The sequence below is a fragment of the Dysgonomonas sp. Marseille-P4677 genome, from assembly GCF_016652235.1.
Taxonomy (GTDB): Bacteria; Bacteroidota; Bacteroidia; order Bacteroidales; family Dysgonomonadaceae; genus Dysgonomonas.
On the sequence record NZ_JAEPKU010000088.1, the window covers coordinates 1 to 17,616 of the forward strand.

Genomic DNA, 17,616 nt, shown 5'->3' on the forward strand with positions numbered 1-17,616 from the left:
GCCTTATGCTTTTTAGCCTCTTCTTTATATTTAAAATTAACGTAATTGCAATTATATCATTAGAATATTTATATCTTCAAAAATGATTATAAAATTGCACACAAATATAGTAATTAAAAGCAAATAGAGGGGGATTACAATATTAAGCTATTGTTAAAAAAAAACATAAAAAGAGGTTTGTTATTCTGACTTTTACCATACGTGACAGATAGAATTCCTATCATATTTATCTGATCTTTCAAGTACTATAACTACCAATTATGTATGCAAGCATATTATTTGACAGTTTTATTTTATAAAGTATCGGTTATTATCGACGAGTAAGATCAGTTATCATTAAAGGATTATATTCTTTTATTTCTTCCAACACATTTCTAACTGCATCGAATGTAGAACCTGATTCAGTTATCCGTTTCATCTCTTTTGAAGTTAAACCTACCATTTGTAAAAAAGCAACTTCACCATGTGGTGTTTGTATCTTACCCAATTCCGGATCGAGAGTAAAAGCAACTCCGATAATATCTATTTCGGTATTTCCGCCCACACGTATAGGTCCGTTAGCTGGAATCACATGATTAACTTCAAACCAACGACCACTTTTTATAACATATCTTGCTAAATTATTCATAAGATTTACAACCCATGTCGGGTCATCGCCATCTTCCGCAAAAGGTTTCAACCGAAATGTAAATTCAAAGCCCCATTTACTAAACTCTCCGCCTGCCGCTTCTTCATTATAGTATAATTCGGACATTCCATAACTGACCAAATGACGATGAAACTCTCGATTCTCAGAATCAAATATACTTACCCCATCGAGAGGATCTTCACCTCCTAACATGAAGTGTAAAGGCGGCGCATAATGACGTGGTTCAACATTACCATATATCTTTTCAATGGTTTTATCAATTGCATGCCAGCCTACTGCCTCGTCTTCATCGAAAGTATTTTTGTATTCTCTCTGAGTCATAAAAAATTGATTTAAAATTCCAAAAATAGCTCTTTTAAACGAAAGTACATTTATTATCAATATTAATTACATCAAAGAAAGCCTTCGATCAATCTAATGTCTTTGATATCTTATCTATATTCAAACTTCGCGCCATAGCATCGAATATTTCCTTATATGCGCCGTCTTGATGATATACATCCTCATGTTTACCCGATTCAACAACATGTCCATCTTTCATTACATAAATACAATCCGAATCTATAATCTGCGATATACTGTGAGAAATAATAATCACTGTACGGTCTTTCTTTATAGCATCCAAACTATTTTTTATCTGCTCTGTGGCAACTGCATCGAGACTAGCCGTTGGTTCATCGAGAAATATAATCGGAGGATTTTTTAAGAACATACGGGCTATCGCTATTTTCTGTTGTTGTCCACCCGACAAGGCCAAAGCCAGTGTATTATAACCATTCTCCAACGACATTATTTGATCATGTATATATGTTTGCTTAGCAGCATTCTGTACCTCTTCAAATGTGGCATTAGGTTTTCCATATCGTATATTTTCTTCTATCGTACCATTAAAAATATGATTCTTTTGCAAGACCAATCCTATATTCTCCCGGAGGAAAGCTGTGTCGTATTCCCTGAGTGAAATCCCATCCAAAAGAATTTCACCCGAGTCTGGTTGGTAAAATTTATCAAGCAAATTTATTAAAGTACTTTTTCCGGCACCCGATAGACCGACTAAGGCTGTTGTCTCTCCGGGAAGAATGGTCATATTTATATCATATAAAGTTCGTCTTTCATTGTCTGGATAAGTAAAGTTCACACCTTTTATTTCAAATTTTCCCTTTATAGCATGAGGTCTATAATGCCCCGAATGTTCTATCTGATGATCAGCCTTCAGTATATCGAAAAAACTCTCGGAATAAATCAACGCATCATTCATCTGATCATAAATACGATGCAATTGTCTTATCGGAGCCGAAACATTGTTAAATAAAAGTATGTGGAACATAATAGCACCGATAGTCATCTTATCATCAAGTACAAAATAAGCTGTAAGGATGATTATAATTACAATTCCAATTTGCTCAATGAAGCTTTTAAGTCCGTCGAAAATAAAGCTCATCTTACGTGTTCTCATTTGTGCATCCGTAAGGCTATTTTGCAAATCCATTTGTTTTTCGCTCTCTATATTCTCGCGAATAAAGGATTTGATAACCATAATAGACTCCAAAATACCAAGAATACCCTGACTTTTATTTTCTCTCAATTCTTTTATTGTACGCCTTGTGCCACTCATGCGTTCAGCCTGTTGTCTGCTTACCCAATAATAAATCGGTATAATGCAAAGACCAACAAGCCCGACATAGAAATTTGCATTAAACATCATGATAAGTGCCACAATCGAATTAGCAAATAAAGGAAGTATATCGATAAAAAAGTTCTGGACTAAACGAGTCAAACTCTCTACTCCCCTATCTATTCTGGCCTGTAACTTACCGGGCTGATTACCCCCCGAACTATAAAATGCCAGCCTGTAAGTCAGAATACGATCAATTACGCTCTGTGCTAAATCCTTAGAAATAAAAATGCGAAGTTTTTCTCCGTAAAACTTTTGTCCAAACTGAATAATAGAATTTATAACCTCTTTAGATATTAATATAACAGAAATTGTAATCAGTATATTAATACCTTCAGCTAACCCTTTATGGGCCTCTACCAGCCCGTTTATTTCATCTACTGTATACCGCAACACCCACGCATTGACTTGCGCCGTAAGTGACCCTACAAATGTTAATACCAAAGCAAGCACGACCAACCAGCGATAAGGTCGCACATAAGGCCATAGGTTTTTGAAAAGTTGGATTAATGTCATTTTATATAGTTTGTATGTATAACTTATTTAAACTTATAATTGTTTTCAAAAAGATCAAAAATAGCATTTTGCTGAAGTATCGGAAACAAAAAACGTTTAAATTATTTCTATCTTTACACATCAAAAAATGAGGGTATAAACTTATTTTAATTATTACATAGGACTAGTTATGAATCAAAAATATCCATCCGTACTACTAGAGAATGCAGTTAATGAATTTGCCCGCCTACCCGGCATAGGGCGAAAAACAGCTTTGCGTCTTATACTTCATCTCCTGCGACAAGATGATAGTATGGTAGATGGCTTTGCCCAATCTCTTGTGGCACTCAAGCATGAAGTAAAATATTGTAAGGTATGTCATAACATTTGCGATGATGAAGTATGCCCGATATGCAACGACAAGTCGCGTGACGCTTCTACTATTTGTATTGTAGAAAATATAAAAGAAGTAATGGCAATAGAAAACACCATGCAATTCAAAGGGCTTTATCATGTACTCGGAGGAATTATATCTCCTATCGATGGTATTGGGCCAGCCGATCTGGAAATAGAAAGTCTGGTAGAACGCGTATCGAAAGGAAATATTAAAGAAATCATTCTGGCTCTGAGCACAACAATGGAAGGAGACACAACAAACTTTTACATTTATAAAAAGCTGGCACCATACGATGTAAAAGTATCGATGATAGCCCGAGGCATATCTATCGGAGACGAGATAGAATACGCCGACGAAGTAACTTTGGGTCGCTCTATTCTCAACCGCACATTATTTAATGAATCGTACAGAATGTAGATTATAAGAAATAAAATAAGTATATAACTATTATCATTATATTTGCACTATTCTTTAATTTAGCTGAGACAATAACTCTACCGTAAAGAATGATACTAATAATAATTAACTCTAATTTATAATCCGGAATATGATAATTGCAGTAGATTTTGATGGTACAATCGTAGAACATGAATATCCTAAAATAGGAAAGCCAATCGCCTTTGCCATTGAGACTTTACTACAGCTGCAAAAAGATGGACATACATTGCTGATGTGGAGTGTACGCGAAGGTAAAATGCTTCAGGAAGCTGTGGACTATTGCGAAAGTAAAGGTTTGAAGTTTTTCGCCGCAAATAAAAATTATCCGGAAGAAGATCCAGCCACTGCTTCACGCAAATTAAATGCCGATCTGTTTATCGACGACCGAAACTTGGGTGGTCTCCCCGATTGGGGTGTGATTTACCATGCTATAAAAGCGTTGGAGCGAGGTGAAACATCATTCGAGAACATTATGATGGCGTCGGGAGAAAATCAACGTATACGTCGGCGTAAGAAGAATTTCTTTATCCGTTTAGGCGAAATGTTCGAAAATAATAAATATTAAAAAACATGCTTTTAGGAAATAATACGATTACGCTCAGGGCTGTTGAACCCGAAGACCTTGATATTCTTTACAGTTGGGAAAACGAAACAACATTGTGGATACATGGCAACACGCTAGCCCCATATTCGAAACTCGTACTACGTCAATATATAAACGATGCACTGGAAATGGATATCTATCAAAGTAAACAATTACGATTGATGATAGCCCAAGAAAACCAAAAGAAGACTGTGGGTACTGTAGACCTTTACGATATAGATGCTCACAATCGCCGTGCCGGAATAGGAATACTCATAGATCAGGATTACCGTCAGCAAGGGATAGCATCGCAAGCTTTGACCCTGATCAAAGAATATGCCTTCGATTTCTTATATCTCCATCAACTATATGCTTATATATCTGTAAGTAATCTGAACAGCATCAAGCTATTTGAAAAATCGGGATACAAAGAAGTCGGAATATTAAAAGACTGGCTGCAAAGAGGCGACAGATTCGAAGATGTACACCTTTTGCAACTGACAAATAACAAATAACTATGAATGATGATATAAAAAAAGCATTCGATGTATTGGTTGCAGGAGGACTCATTCTCTACCCTACCGATACTATTTGGGGCATTGGCTGCGATGCAACCAATGAAGATGCCGTTAGAAAGGTTTATGAACTTAAAAAGCGTGTTGACAGTAAAGCTTTGATTACCTTAATAGATAATCCCGTAAAATTGGATTTCTATATAGACGGAGTACCTGAAGTAGCCTGGGACTTGATAGAATATGCAGATAAACCACTTACCATTATATATGACAGTGCCCGCAATGTTGCGCCAAACCTTGTAGCCGAAGATGGTAGCCTTGCTATACGTGTGACAAAAGAAAAATTTTCGATGGAACTATGTAAACGTTTTCGCAAAGCTTTGGTATCTACATCGGCAAACATCAGCGGGCAGCCTTCGCCTACTAATTTCGATGAAATAAGCGAAGAAATAAAGCAAGGTGTTGACTACATCGTTAATTATCGTCAGGATGATACAAGCAAAGCAAAAGCATCTAGTATCATCAAATTAGGTAAATCGGGAGAGGTGAAAATAATAAGAGAATAATGCCAATACATGAAGATAAAACATTCGAAGGAATATCTTATGCGGAAGGAATAAGAGAGGAAACATTCGAACAGTGCATATTCTCTAAATGTGATTTCTCGAATGCCAAAGTCTTATCGTGTACATTCACCGATTGTAATTTTGTTGATTGCAATTTGTCCATGACTGATTTTAACCTGTCGACAATAAACAATGCAAATTTCAAGAATTGTAAAATATTAGGCGTAAAATTCAACCATTGTCATGACTTTATATTTGAAGTAGATTTTGATAATTGCATTCTTGATTATAGTTCGTTCGAAAAACGTAAAATGAGTAAAACTCATTTTAAAAACTCATCGCTCAAAGCTGTCGATTTTGGGAACACTGATCTCAAACAGGCTAAATTTACAAACTGTGATCTGAACGAAGCCATTTTCTACAATAGCAATATACAAGCAGCCGATTTTACCTCGGCTCACAATTACATTATTGATCTCAGCCAGAATCAAATCAAAAAAGCTCGCTTCTCGAAAGATGGTTTAGCCGGATTATTACATCATTATGATATAATAATCACAGAATAGGTTTCAAAATAAATAAAAGTCCACATTTTATAATACATTTGCAAACTATAGTATAACAATCGTTGTTATATTTGCTAAAATAACAAACAGGTTAGAAACCATAAATAGATCAGTAATGGAAAAAGAAAAAAGAAATCTTGAAACTATATGTGTTCAGGCAGGCTGGACACCAAAGAAAGGTGAGCCTCGTGTACTTCCTATCTATCAGAGTACAACATTTAAATATGAAACAAGTGATCAAATGGCAAAGCTCTTCGACTTGGAGGAAAGCGGCTATTTTTACACTCGTTTACAGAATCCTACCAATGATGCGGTAGCGAATAAAATTGCGCAGCTCGAAGGCGGTGTTGCAGCCATGTTGACAGCATCGGGACAAGCTGCTATTTTCTATGCTATTTTTAATATCTGCTCAGCCGGAGATCATTTAGTAAGTGCATCTGCCATTTATGGAGGAACATTCAATCTGTTTGGTGTTACATTGAAAAAACTGGGTATAGATGTAACTTTTGTTGATCAAGATGCACCCGCAGAAGAAATAATTAAAGCTTTCCGTCCAAATACAAAAGTCTTGTTTGCCGAAACGATTTCAAATCCGGCAATGAATGTGTTAGACATTGAAAAATTTGCTAAAATAGCTCATTCGCAAGGTGTTCCATTGATTTTAGATAATACATTTCCAACACCTATCAACTGTCGCCCATTCGAATGGGGAGCAGACATAGTCGTACACTCTACTACAAAATATATGGACGGTCATGCAACAAGTGTGGGCGGAGCTATAGTAGACAGTGGTAACTTCGATTGGGATGCTTATCCGGACAAATTTCCCGGATTAACTCAGCCCGACGAGTCGTATCATGGATTGACATATACAAAATCATTTGGTAAAGGTGCTTATATTACCAAAGCTACAGTACAACTAATGCGTGACCTTGGTTCCGCGCAATCGCCTCAGAACGCGTTTTTAATAAATATAGGGTTAGAGACATTACATCTGCGTATGCCTCGCCATTGTGAAAATGCAGTAAAAGTTGCCGAATTTTTGCAATCCCGTCCCGAAGTAGCATGGGTAAACCATCCCCAGTTGAAAGGAAACAAATCATATGAATTAGCAAAAAAATATATGCCTGATGGCACATGTGGAGTTATGACTTTCGGGCTGAAAGGTGGTCGTGAAGTTTCGGTCAACTTTATGGATAATTTAAAACTTGTGGCCATAGTAACACATGTTGCAGATGCCCGCACTTGCGTATTACATCCTGCAAGCCATACACACCGTCAGCTTAGCGATGAGCAACTTATAGCGGCCGGGGTTGCACCCGATCTTATCCGTTTATCGATAGGTATAGAAAATGCAGATGATATTATAAAAGATATAGAACAGGCATTGGACCAGTTATCGGTTAAATAAGAATAACTCTGTAGTGCATTTAAAGTAGTTTGCTATCGTTCTTAAATGCACTACAAGTTTATATTATTGTTTACGTGGTTCCAGATACAATTCTTTTTTCAACAGGTCTATCGTAATATTGAAATTGCTAAAGAAGCTTATTCCAATAGAACCATCAGGTATATCCGACCTTGTTTGACTCCTTCCTGACGATGCTTGCAATGTTACCGGCATGTTTTTTAGCACTATATTATTACCCAATTTAAATTCACTAGCCTTACCATAGAATACAGGACTGGAATATCCCATACTTACAGTAGTCCCCTCTCCTTCTGGTTTAAAGCCCGATAATAACAATCTATTTTTACGAACATACTGACTAAAAAGAATCAGATGGTATTTTGCTCCGGTATCCATTATAAAATTGCCTTCGACGACCTTCTTCCCAATAAGATCTAATGAACTTGGAACCAAAATAAGAGAAAAAGGATTATTGATAGGTATAGATACCCCATTCCCTACATGCCGATGATTGCCGAAACTATATAAATAGATTAGTTCTTCGTCAAAATTTATTTCAGTTATATACTGTTTTATAAGGTTTAGTCCAATAATACCATCAACAGGCCGTACTGATTCGAATATTGCAATACGCTGATTTTTTAATGATAACGAATCTGATAGATGGACTATATTTCCATTAGATATATCTACTCGAATTTCAGCCCCTACCATATTCGCAGTCTGAGAGTGACCAATTCTTAGATTAAGCGAGTCTGCCAATGTTTTTCTAATGGCCATTCCATCAGCTCCTGTATCCAGTAAGAAAGACAGCTCACGTTTATCATCATTTAATCTTATTTTAAGAATTACAGATTCTCCATCTCTCTCGAAAGGTAGAGTTTCTACCAAGTATGAATCACGGTATCGACTATTACCAAAAAGTCTGTCAAAGTAATCGATAAATAATATCCTATGAGATGAATCTATTCCAACAATACTTTCTTCCGTTTTATTGTTTTGTAAATGAAACCTTACATTTACATGTGTAGCACCATCGAGTATGCGGACGCTATTCTCGACAAGTTCTACCTGATCAAAGTCCTGCCTTTCGAGTATTGTCTTTAAATAGTTTCCACATACAGGCCAAGTCTCCATCTTTAGCGAGTAGTTTGAGGCTAAGTATTTCCCTATTGATTCTACATCCTTATTTTTCAGAGCAATTGTCAGTTTAAACAAATTCATTTTTATACTATCCTCTGATATTTGACAATAAGAATTACCGGCATAGAATATGAAAAATGTAAGTATGGTGAATAGTTTTATATATTTCATATAGTTCAAAGTTTATATTAGCTATATATGTATATTCCTTCTTGAATCTCCTGTTAAAAATATCAGAGGAGGATCACTGTGACGTAATCCCCCTTCTGACCCCAAATAAAGTGTGTATAAAAGAGTGTGTAATTGTCTTTCTGTATTATTTTTTTCTCAAGGATGCATCTAATAGAGGTCTTATTTCCGGAGAAGACGGACGTGGTGCATCGGCCGAAATTATTTTTCCATCTTTACCAATAAGCATAAATCGGGGGATACCTGCAATTTTATAGATATCTAACAGATCTTTTTTTGCATTATCTCCGGCAAATACCTGGACGCCTTTAAGATTTCGGTTTTTAATAAAATCTTTCCATTTCTGAATATCTTTACTTACATCGGTATTGATACCAAGAAAAACTATGTCCTGTTTTTGATATTCTTCTTCTAGCTTTTTCAAAGCTGGTATTTCTTTTATGCAAGGTCCACACCAAGTTGCCCAAATATCGATGTATACAATCTTACCTCTAAGGTCTGACATAGCCACATCTTTGCCATTAATATCAGGAAATTTAAGATTTACGACTTCTTGCCCCTGGGCTAAGCTGGCAACGGCCTTTATCGTATCTTTAAAACGATCCTTCTGATCTTCTGTAATAAGATATTTGCCATATTTCTGCTCAAAATCAAGAAACTCCTCATAAGATTTTAAATAGTGTGATTGCCATAATACCAGTTCCCCTTTTATTTCACTATTTGTGATTTCGGGAAGAAGTACATTTAAAACAGTTAAAGGCGTTCTCATCTCTTTTAATTGCTCTGCTGTATATTTATCCGCTAATACTTTGGGAGCTATCAAATTGTATGCATTCACAATAGTTATTCCATATGGGTATTGAAGTAAGCTCTCGCTCGATGTTATATCAGATAAGTTTACGGTTCGATAATAATCGGGAAAATCTTCTCCCTGAGGGTGTGCCGATCTCGGTGTGATTATATGATTTAAAGCATAGTGCAACATACTAAACTTCCTATAATCTTTAAAAGATTCATTAAAAGTCTGGTTGGTATTATAATCAACTTTATAACTATTAACAGCATCTAGTTTCTCTTCCAGCAATGGAAAAAAATCGACATAGGTACTACCGCTACCCATAAAATATATAGACTTTCGCTCTAATGGAAGAAGAAATTCATGCCACTTCTCCATCTCCATATTTTCAGGAGTATTCTCTCCTATCAACTTATAACTGTCTTTATTTATTTCTACATTAAGGTGATCTCCGGGTTTGAAGTAAAACGTATAGTTGTTGCTGGAAGATCTTAAACTACTCCCTATTACATAAAAAGCTTCTCTTTGATCTTTAAATGCAAAGTAAAACTTGTTATCCTTAGCTAATTGATAGGAAGCTATTTCTTTCAAGCTTCCATTTTCAACTTTAAACAGTTTTACATCTTTAGTTTTTCTGTTCCATGTTCCACTTATTAAGGAAATATTATCCGCATAACATAGATTGAAAAAACATATTGATATTATAATAAACAGAACTATTTTTCTCATTGTATATTTTTTATAAAAGAAGGCTTACCTTATTATTATCTTACTTGGTTTTCCACTCTATATCAACTATTTTACCAAATCCGGACCATACCATTTTCTCTCCATTATATTCTGCAAGCGTTAAATCTCCATATAAAGGTGTAACCTCTAGAATTTCGAATTTTCCGCAGCTATCTTTTGGTTTAGATGGATCATAGGTTGCTACGTTCAGATAGTTTTTCCACGTACCGTTTTTATTAAATTTCATGGAAGTAATTATATTTCCACTTGGAGCTGTATATACCAGTTTATTATCTCCATCGCTCATATTGTACATATATATTTTATTGTCGGTACGATAATATAAAAACTGATCGATAGTTGAATTAGCTGCATAATGGCCCATAGCATATTCTTTTGCATTGAGCAGATCAGGTAAATTCAGTTTTATATAAAAAGACTGAACACCTGTTGTATAGTTAAAAGCCCCCAGAAATACTTCATTGGACACAGGATCCTTCATCAATGTATATGCAGTGGTACTTCTACCAAACAGGTACATGACATCCTTTCCTGTATTATTGAACTTAAATAATAGTCCATCAAATTCCGTCTCATCCGAAGACGAATAATATCCGGAATACTTTAACCTGTTTTTATGACAAACAAAGCTCTTTGTGTCCACATCATACATAACGGCTCCCGAAAGGCCAAATGATGCAACCTCAGGTCCGATTTTTATAAATTTGTTATCTACGGTTACATTTGTATAAATGCCCATAGTCCAGAACAGATTTCCAACTCTATAATAATAATACAAGTTGTTAGAGTTATCAACCAAGAAAGTTCCGTCATATATTCTCATAGCTATAAAATCTGATGGAGCACTACCTATATAGTTATAGCTGAGATTATATAATGGATCGTATGTAAAGTTTCCGGGATGTAAACGATAAGCTCCTGTTGTAGTTAAAATACAAACTGCATATTGCCCATCTTCAGTTGTTGCGTTCATTTTTGGAGAATTGGGATCGGCATAGCAGGCAACACTTATAGGCTGTCCAAAATCTGGATATTTAGAATTTACTTTAGATAGTACATCCAATTTTAAATTCAGGTTATCATTAAAATTACTAATATAATCTACTCTCGTTTTATTATCCACATCACTTAGTATCACGAATCCCTTTGTTATTTCATTTAATACCTCTATAGTGAAATTCTTGGAAAACCACTCTATACCTGTTTTCGTATCTGTAACCTTATAGTAGAAAGTATAACTCCCCCCCGGCAACTTTAGCCATTTATTCTCTAAATATTTATCTGTGGAAACAACATAATTACGATAAATTGTTGTTCCTATTTGAAGAGATATACATATCCATTCATATTTATAATGATCCTCATTCCCAGCTATCGATGATTTATGTATAGGCTTAATGGTAATAGCTTCTTCCATGCCTATTGTATATTTATCCTCTAAGCCTTCAATTTCTACCTTATTAATATCTACATAGTCATAATTACCTTTATCTTCGTAACAAGACAAACAACAAAGCATACTTAGGGCAATGCATAAAATATATTTTAGAAAGTTATATTTGTTCATATTTTTTTTTATTAAGCGTCCTTTCCTGCAACCATTTCTTTTCCATTATCTTCATAGATCGTATTATCTGCTCTTTTTTGTTCCGCCAGATACTTTTTCAATATTGACCCAAGTGCAGTCACATAGGGAATAGATGGGGCATTTGCTCCAGTCATATAAAAGATTTCTATATCTACATTCGCTATCTCTTTCAATAAAAATAACTTTTTTGCAGAGAAGGGGCCTAAAAAAGATTGATAATTCCCCCATTGTGGAGGTATCGTTAAAAAATCAGAGACTGTCAATTGAAAATTAATTGTACTGGTTTTGAGTGTATCTGTTTTCCTGACCAGAACCTCTTTAAAATTCGTCTGAAAGTGCTCATTAGGTAGTAAATCGAAAAAAATCCTTTTAGTTAAATCTGTATATTTTTCACGATATAATTCTACTGCAATTGCCCCTGCTGTATTATTTGCCGGAATATAAGCATCTAATATTTTAAAATCAGTTCCTTCGATAGCTGTGGTTTTTTCCCCGATCTTATATTTTATTTGTCTGTCATAGTCGGCAAGATCACCCATTATACTAACCTCAATATAAGCCGTATCAATTGGCTTTTGACCTTTCTCCAAAAATCCGTATGATACAGTAATACTATCTCTCGGTGTAAGCATTTTTTTTAATGAGAAATAAATGTTTGTCTCACCTTTATACACTTCCAGTTTATCTTCTTTACATGAATTAAAAAATACAATTAAAAGAAAGAAGATCAAAATAGTCTTTATAATTGATCGAATCATTTTATTTAATATTATTGTTTAACCTTTATTACTTATCTAATTCTACCTGAGGAATTGGTAAGACGTATTTATCTGCATTCATTGTTATATTACCGGCTGTACTTCCATTTCTTATCGACTTTAGATTTCTTCTTTTATAAAAATAAAAGAGTTGTCCTTCTCCATAGAATTCACGCATATGTTCCAATAGGAGTTCTGTTGCTATCGTTGAATTAGGTTTGGCCTCCGATAATTTCTTCAATCCTCGATTAATTCTGACTTCATCTATATAATCTTTATTATCTAATGCTTCAGCTATGATATAGTATAATTCCGATTTGCGTATCAGCGGCTGATAATTCCAGTTATTACTTACTTTTGATGATTTGGAGAACTTATATAAACTCATATATGTAGCATCGTTATATAATTTCCAAATTTGAAGCCCTGTAATCAGTGCTAAGAGCCAGCTCTGTAGTAGCCATATCGAACGCATACTTTACGTTTACTTGCGTCGCTCCTAAAAAAGCATCGAAATGCACTCCGGGAGAAAAATTTAAATTCCAAATCGAATACATCGATGCTGAATGGATTCCAAAAAGAACTTCTGGTGATGCTATACGATCTTCCATATCATTTTTGTCTACATCTTCTTTTTTCACCCAAGGAAAATGTTGAGAAAGTGTCGTATTATCCAATAAGGATAAAGCAACAGCTGCAGCCTCTTCTTTATTTTCTCTATACAGTAAGGCTCTGGCTTTCAATGCAGATACAGCATAATAATTCATTCTCCTATTGCGAAAATGATAAAATTCATCAAACTGATATTGATATGTTGATAAATCCGTTGTCATAGCCATTGCTCCTTCTTTTATAACAGGGTCTTCTTTCAGATACTCCAATGCTCTGTCTATATCAATAAATATCTTATCCATAATCACATTTGCAGCCTCCCTCTCTCTCAAAACAATTGTAGCATCGGAATAATAAGGTATAGAAAGACTTGTGGAATCGGTTTGATATATTGGACCAAATAACCGAAGCATATCAAAATGCATAAAAGCTCGTAATCCATATGCCTCCCCCAACATAATATCTTTATTTTTCTTAGATACAATGCCTTCTGTTGTATCAAGTCTCTTTATAAAATAATTTATATTAAGAACCGTACTATAGGCATCAGACCATATTTTAAGTATTCTATTTTTAGCTACCTCGTCTGAATAAGTATAGGAGTTCATATAATATTTAAGTGGATTACTTGTCTTCGAACCAATCGATACAGCATACTGTTGGGCAATTAATTCTATGCTCCAATTAGTTAGCTCTTTTCCATAAAGCGGTTCGGATGCCATTTTCAGATAAATTCCATTAAGCGCAACCTGAGTGTTATATTCACTTGTATAGATCTGATCGTCCAATATAGCATCTACAGGCTCTATTCGTAGCCAATCGCTACATCCGGTTAGCGATAGGGTTAGAATCACATTTAATATTGTTATTCTTATTGTATTTATATATTTCATATGCGTGAAATGATAATATGCTTATTCTATTAATTAAAATGCAACATTAAGACCTAATGAAACACTGCGAGCAAACGGATATTCGATAGATCTTTCGGTTTTAGATGTCTCTATGCGGAAAATATCATTCATATATCCGGAAATTATCAAGGAGCTGACGCCCAAATTATTTTTTAACCAATTGTTATTCACTATTTCATACCGACAACTAATTGATTCTGATTTCAAATAATTATTTTTTTGCACAAAACGAGAAGTTCTCGGAGAAATATCTGTTACGGTCTGAATTGCTTTAAATTCGGAAATATCTCCGGGATTCTTCCATCGGTCATATAACGCTCTCTTATCTTGATTCCTTTCCAATGAAGATTTTGTTATATTCTCAACCTTTTCATATAATACTCTATTGTAGATATCCGATCCAAAACTATATGAGAAAGACATTCCGAATTCAAAATTTTTGTAACGAAAATTTGTAGACAAGACACCGAGCAATTGAGGTCTCTTGTTTCCTACAACTACCATATCATCAGCATCATAATCGAAAGTTAAATCGCCATTCTTCTTAATGAATACTTCCTCTCCTGTAGCCGGGTCTATACCATACGACCGTACTGCCCATATTGCATCAGGACTATAGCCATCTATATATTGAGCCAACGTGTTACTCTTTCGTTGAGCCTCGTTGTATGAATCTAACATGTTACCCAGTCCTCCATATTTTTTTTTATTATGAGTTCCTGATACAGAAATAGACCATAAAATACGCTCACTCAAATTATATACAGGATATCCGATCAGCTTAAATTCATAACCATTATTCACAAGATATCCTAAGTTCATTGGGTACTGGTCTACACCTGTAGATGGAATTTGAGGCACCTGTATAATATTGGGATCGTCTGTCTTCCGAAAAACATCGAATGTCAGTGATAGACGACCATACAAAGCTTTGAAGTCTATCCCCAGATTTATATCTTTCGACACCAACCAAGGAAGATCTGGATTGCCAAACGCGCTGATATAGGCTCCTTGTCCAAAAACATTGCTATCGATAAAATATCTATAGACAGAATTAGAATAAATATCACCCATATTCTGATTTCCGGTAATCCCCGTAGTAGCTCTTATTTTAAGAATCTCTATCCATAGCTGATCTTTTAAGAAAGACTCCCTGTTGATATTCCATCCTCCACCTACCGACCAAAATGATTTGAATAGCTCATTAGATCCAAACGTTGATGAACCATCCATACTTAAAGACAAATCAAGAAGGTATCGTTTGTCATAATTATAGTTGAAATTTCCGATAAAGCTAACTCCTCTAGATTTGGACTGATAGTATCCGGGTTTAGAGTTTTCTTTGTAACTATATGCCAGATTGGGCGTTCCCTGACTATTATATGGAAATCCAACCGCTGTAGTACTTATATAATCATTTGATCTCTGACGTATTTGAGATCTGGTACTTAACGTAACCGAATGTTTCTTTAATGTTTTAGCAAATATGGCATCTATGTGGCCTTTATAGATCATGTCTTTGGCATCCCTATTACTGTATTCTCCTTTTTCATAAAATGACAAGTTATGATATTTTGTATTTTCGGGTGGAGTAAACACTACTTTTTTCGTATGCTCTCGGCTTAAGTCTAGACCCACCTTGAAGCGTAATCCCTCAATAGGAGTATATTGTATTTGGAGAGTATTGAAAATGGATAAGTTATCCATATCATCCCTGCTATTTAACAAGGCATTATATAAAGGATTCGGAATATTTTCTGTGATAGGAGAAATACCAAGTCCAGAATAATAACCTAATCCTTGTTCGTATTGAAGGAATTTGTCAACTCCACCGTCTTCGTTCCTTTTAGTGAAATAAGGACTAGTATTCACCCATGTAGAGAAATCCCCATAAGGACTATTTACTGCATTATAGCCCGAAAGATCAAGATTGTTGGACACAATTAGTTTTTCTGCACGATATGCGAGTTCTAAGTTTCCGGCCCATGTTTCACGCTTAGTTCCCTTCATTACACCTGCATTATTCTTATATTTTGCTCCCGCATCTATAGAGAGAGACTCACTTCCTCCTGATACTCTTACCGAATGGCCATGTGTAAGTCCGGTCTGTACCGGTTCACTCAACCAGTAGGTATCTACACCCCTTTCCACATCAGCCAGTCTGTAGTTGTATAATTCCATCAGGCTTTTTTGATAAAGAGCATAATCGGGTCCACTTCCAATAACAGTATATTTCCCTGATAATCTTTCAAATTCAAGTTTTTCGGAAGCATTCATCATGTTATAAACTGAAAGATCGGGAGCTTCTACTTTAAAATCCCCATTATAATATACTTTCAATTCCCCTGGCTTTGGTTTTATGGTTTCTACAACAATAACGCCATTAGCACCTCGTGAACCATATATCGCTGTAGTTCCTGCATCTTTTAGAACTGTAACCGATTCTATTCTGTTTACATCAAGATCATTGATACGTGTAATAGAAACTTCTACTCCGTTAAGAATGAATAATGGTAAATTAGGATCTCCTTTAAATTCGTCTTTTACCGAATTTATAATAGACCCTCCCTGACCTCTCAATTCGATGGTAGCCATAGTATTCGGATCCGATCCTCTTATACTATTATCCAAAACGACAAAAGACGGATCCAGTACCTTAAGACTTTGTATTAAATTTTGATTGCTTATATTTCTCAATTCTGTTCCGGTATAAGCCGCTGCTGATCCGGTAAAACTTACTTTATCACGCTGAAACATACCTGTTTCTACCACTACTTCTTTGAGTTGGCTTTCAGAAGGATTCATTTTTATATTATAATGAGTAATCCCCTCTTTGATCAAAACCTCCTCTTCTTGCATACCTATATATGTGAACATCAAAGATTCCCCCACACTCGGCACCATAAAAATAAACTTCCCGTCTATATCCGAAAAATTAGCTACTTGTCTATTCGATTTAAGGGAAATAGTGACTCCGGGCAAAGGCTGTCCCTTATCGTCTGTTATTACGCCTGAAATCTTTATCGATTTTTGTGTAGTTGCTTGTGTCTCTCGAATATCAGCTACTTCTACCTTCTTGCCGTCTGACTTCTTTTTATATACTGCTATTTGCCTGCTAGTAATAAGAAAATCAAGCTCTGTATTTTTCAATAATTGTGTTATAACTTCCGATACTGTTTTATTATCTCCGGTTCTTATGTTCACTTTTTTCTTTAGTTCAAATTCAGTATCATCGGTAAATAAGAAAACAAAATGGCTTTCTTTTTCAATGACAGAAAACACTTGATCAAGTGTAACATTCTTCATATCCAGGGCTGGTAACATCTGCTGTGAAGAACCACTGCCTGCATATAAAGAAAATACGCATAGAAAGAATAAAAATGTTGTAATTTTCATAATTTTTAAGACACGACTATTTTTTCTTCGTAAAAAAGAATTAAGATTACTCTTATGTTTCATACATTTGAATAAATTTAGTTTACTGTAATTTCTCTCTGTAGATTAAGTTTTTATAATCGGACGATGGTAGGACATCGTCCGATTTTTATTCGCTAATAATTTATTTACATAC

The 17,616-nt window shown here is 35.1% G+C and carries 15 protein-coding genes; 6 read left to right on the forward strand and 9 right to left on the reverse strand.

Features of this window, described 5'->3' with window-relative positions:
- Positions 1 to 310: 310 nt before the first annotated feature.
- Together JGH11_RS13860 and JGH11_RS13865 are read right to left on the reverse strand one after the other, a co-directional pair.
- Positions 311 to 970 (reverse strand): suppressor of fused domain protein, encoded by a 660-nt coding sequence (locus JGH11_RS13860; RefSeq protein WP_201112780.1) that lies wholly within the window; start codon positions 968 to 970, stop codon positions 311 to 313.
- A gap of 88 nt (positions 971 to 1,058) precedes the next feature.
- Positions 1,059 to 2,840, reverse strand: coding sequence for an ABC transporter ATP-binding protein (locus JGH11_RS13865; protein ID WP_201112782.1), 1,782 nt, complete (start codon positions 2,838 to 2,840; stop codon positions 1,059 to 1,061).
- Positions 2,841 to 3,009: 169 nt separating this feature from the next.
- On the opposite strand from JGH11_RS13865, the gene recR reads away from it, so the two are divergent.
- From recR to JGH11_RS13895, 6 genes are all read left to right on the forward strand, one after another.
- The gene (recR, locus tag JGH11_RS13870) at positions 3,010 to 3,633 is read left to right on the forward strand and encodes a recombination mediator RecR (RefSeq protein WP_201112784.1); all 624 of its coding nucleotides are present in this window, start codon (positions 3,010 to 3,012) and stop codon (positions 3,631 to 3,633) included.
- Between the two features lie 130 nt (positions 3,634 to 3,763).
- The gene (locus JGH11_RS13875) at positions 3,764 to 4,219 is read left to right on the forward strand and encodes a BT0820 family HAD-type phosphatase (protein ID WP_201112786.1); all 456 of its coding nucleotides are present in this window, start codon (positions 3,764 to 3,766) and stop codon (positions 4,217 to 4,219) included.
- 5 nt (positions 4,220 to 4,224) lie between these two features.
- Complete coding sequence (locus JGH11_RS13880) at positions 4,225 to 4,752, forward strand: GNAT family N-acetyltransferase (RefSeq protein WP_201112788.1); 528 nt, start codon at positions 4,225 to 4,227, stop codon at positions 4,750 to 4,752.
- Positions 4,753 to 4,754: 2 nt separating this feature from the next.
- Positions 4,755 to 5,318: an L-threonylcarbamoyladenylate synthase gene (locus JGH11_RS13885; RefSeq protein ID WP_201112790.1), complete on the forward strand. Its 564-nt coding sequence runs from the start codon at positions 4,755 to 4,757 to the stop codon at positions 5,316 to 5,318.
- Positions 5,318 to 5,884, forward strand: a complete 567-nt coding sequence (locus JGH11_RS13890) for a pentapeptide repeat-containing protein (protein WP_201112792.1) — start codon at positions 5,318 to 5,320, stop codon at positions 5,882 to 5,884. The genes JGH11_RS13885 and JGH11_RS13890 overlap by 1 nt, the downstream gene beginning before the upstream one ends.
- Positions 5,885 to 5,999: 115 nt before the next feature.
- Positions 6,000 to 7,295, forward strand: a complete 1,296-nt coding sequence (locus JGH11_RS13895; protein ID WP_201112794.1) for an O-acetylhomoserine aminocarboxypropyltransferase/cysteine synthase family protein — start codon at positions 6,000 to 6,002, stop codon at positions 7,293 to 7,295.
- A 63-nt stretch (positions 7,296 to 7,358) separates the two neighbouring features.
- On the opposite strand, the gene JGH11_RS13900 is transcribed toward JGH11_RS13895, so the two are convergent.
- The 7 genes from JGH11_RS13900 to JGH11_RS13930 form a co-directional block, all read right to left on the reverse strand.
- Positions 7,359 to 8,609, reverse strand: a complete 1,251-nt coding sequence (locus tag JGH11_RS13900) for a retropepsin-like aspartic protease (RefSeq protein ID WP_201112796.1) — start codon at positions 8,607 to 8,609, stop codon at positions 7,359 to 7,361.
- Between the two features lie 145 nt (positions 8,610 to 8,754).
- On the reverse strand, positions 8,755 to 10,152 hold the full coding sequence (locus JGH11_RS13905; RefSeq protein ID WP_201112798.1) for a TlpA disulfide reductase family protein: 1,398 nt from the start codon (positions 10,150 to 10,152) through the stop codon (positions 8,755 to 8,757).
- Positions 10,153 to 10,192: 40 nt separating this feature from the next.
- Entirely contained in the window at positions 10,193 to 11,740 is a 1,548-nt protein-coding gene (locus JGH11_RS13910; RefSeq protein WP_201112800.1) for a PKD-like family lipoprotein, read from the reverse strand.
- An 11-nt stretch (positions 11,741 to 11,751) separates the two neighbouring features.
- On the reverse strand, positions 11,752 to 12,519 hold the full coding sequence (locus JGH11_RS13915; protein WP_255561827.1) for a DUF4843 domain-containing protein: 768 nt from the start codon (positions 12,517 to 12,519) through the stop codon (positions 11,752 to 11,754).
- Between the two features lie 28 nt (positions 12,520 to 12,547).
- Positions 12,548 to 12,907 carry a RagB/SusD family nutrient uptake outer membrane protein gene (locus JGH11_RS13920; protein WP_201112804.1) on the reverse strand — a complete coding sequence of 120 codons (360 nt, stop codon included), beginning with the start codon at positions 12,905 to 12,907 and terminating at the stop codon, positions 12,548 to 12,550.
- A 13-nt stretch (positions 12,908 to 12,920) separates the two neighbouring features.
- Complete coding sequence (locus tag JGH11_RS13925) at positions 12,921 to 14,024, reverse strand: RagB/SusD family nutrient uptake outer membrane protein (protein WP_201112806.1); 1,104 nt, start codon at positions 14,022 to 14,024, stop codon at positions 12,921 to 12,923.
- 33 nt (positions 14,025 to 14,057) lie between these two features.
- Entirely contained in the window at positions 14,058 to 17,441 is a 3,384-nt protein-coding gene (locus JGH11_RS13930) for a SusC/RagA family TonB-linked outer membrane protein (protein ID WP_201112808.1), read from the reverse strand.
- Between the last annotated feature and the right edge of the window lie 175 nt (positions 17,442 to 17,616).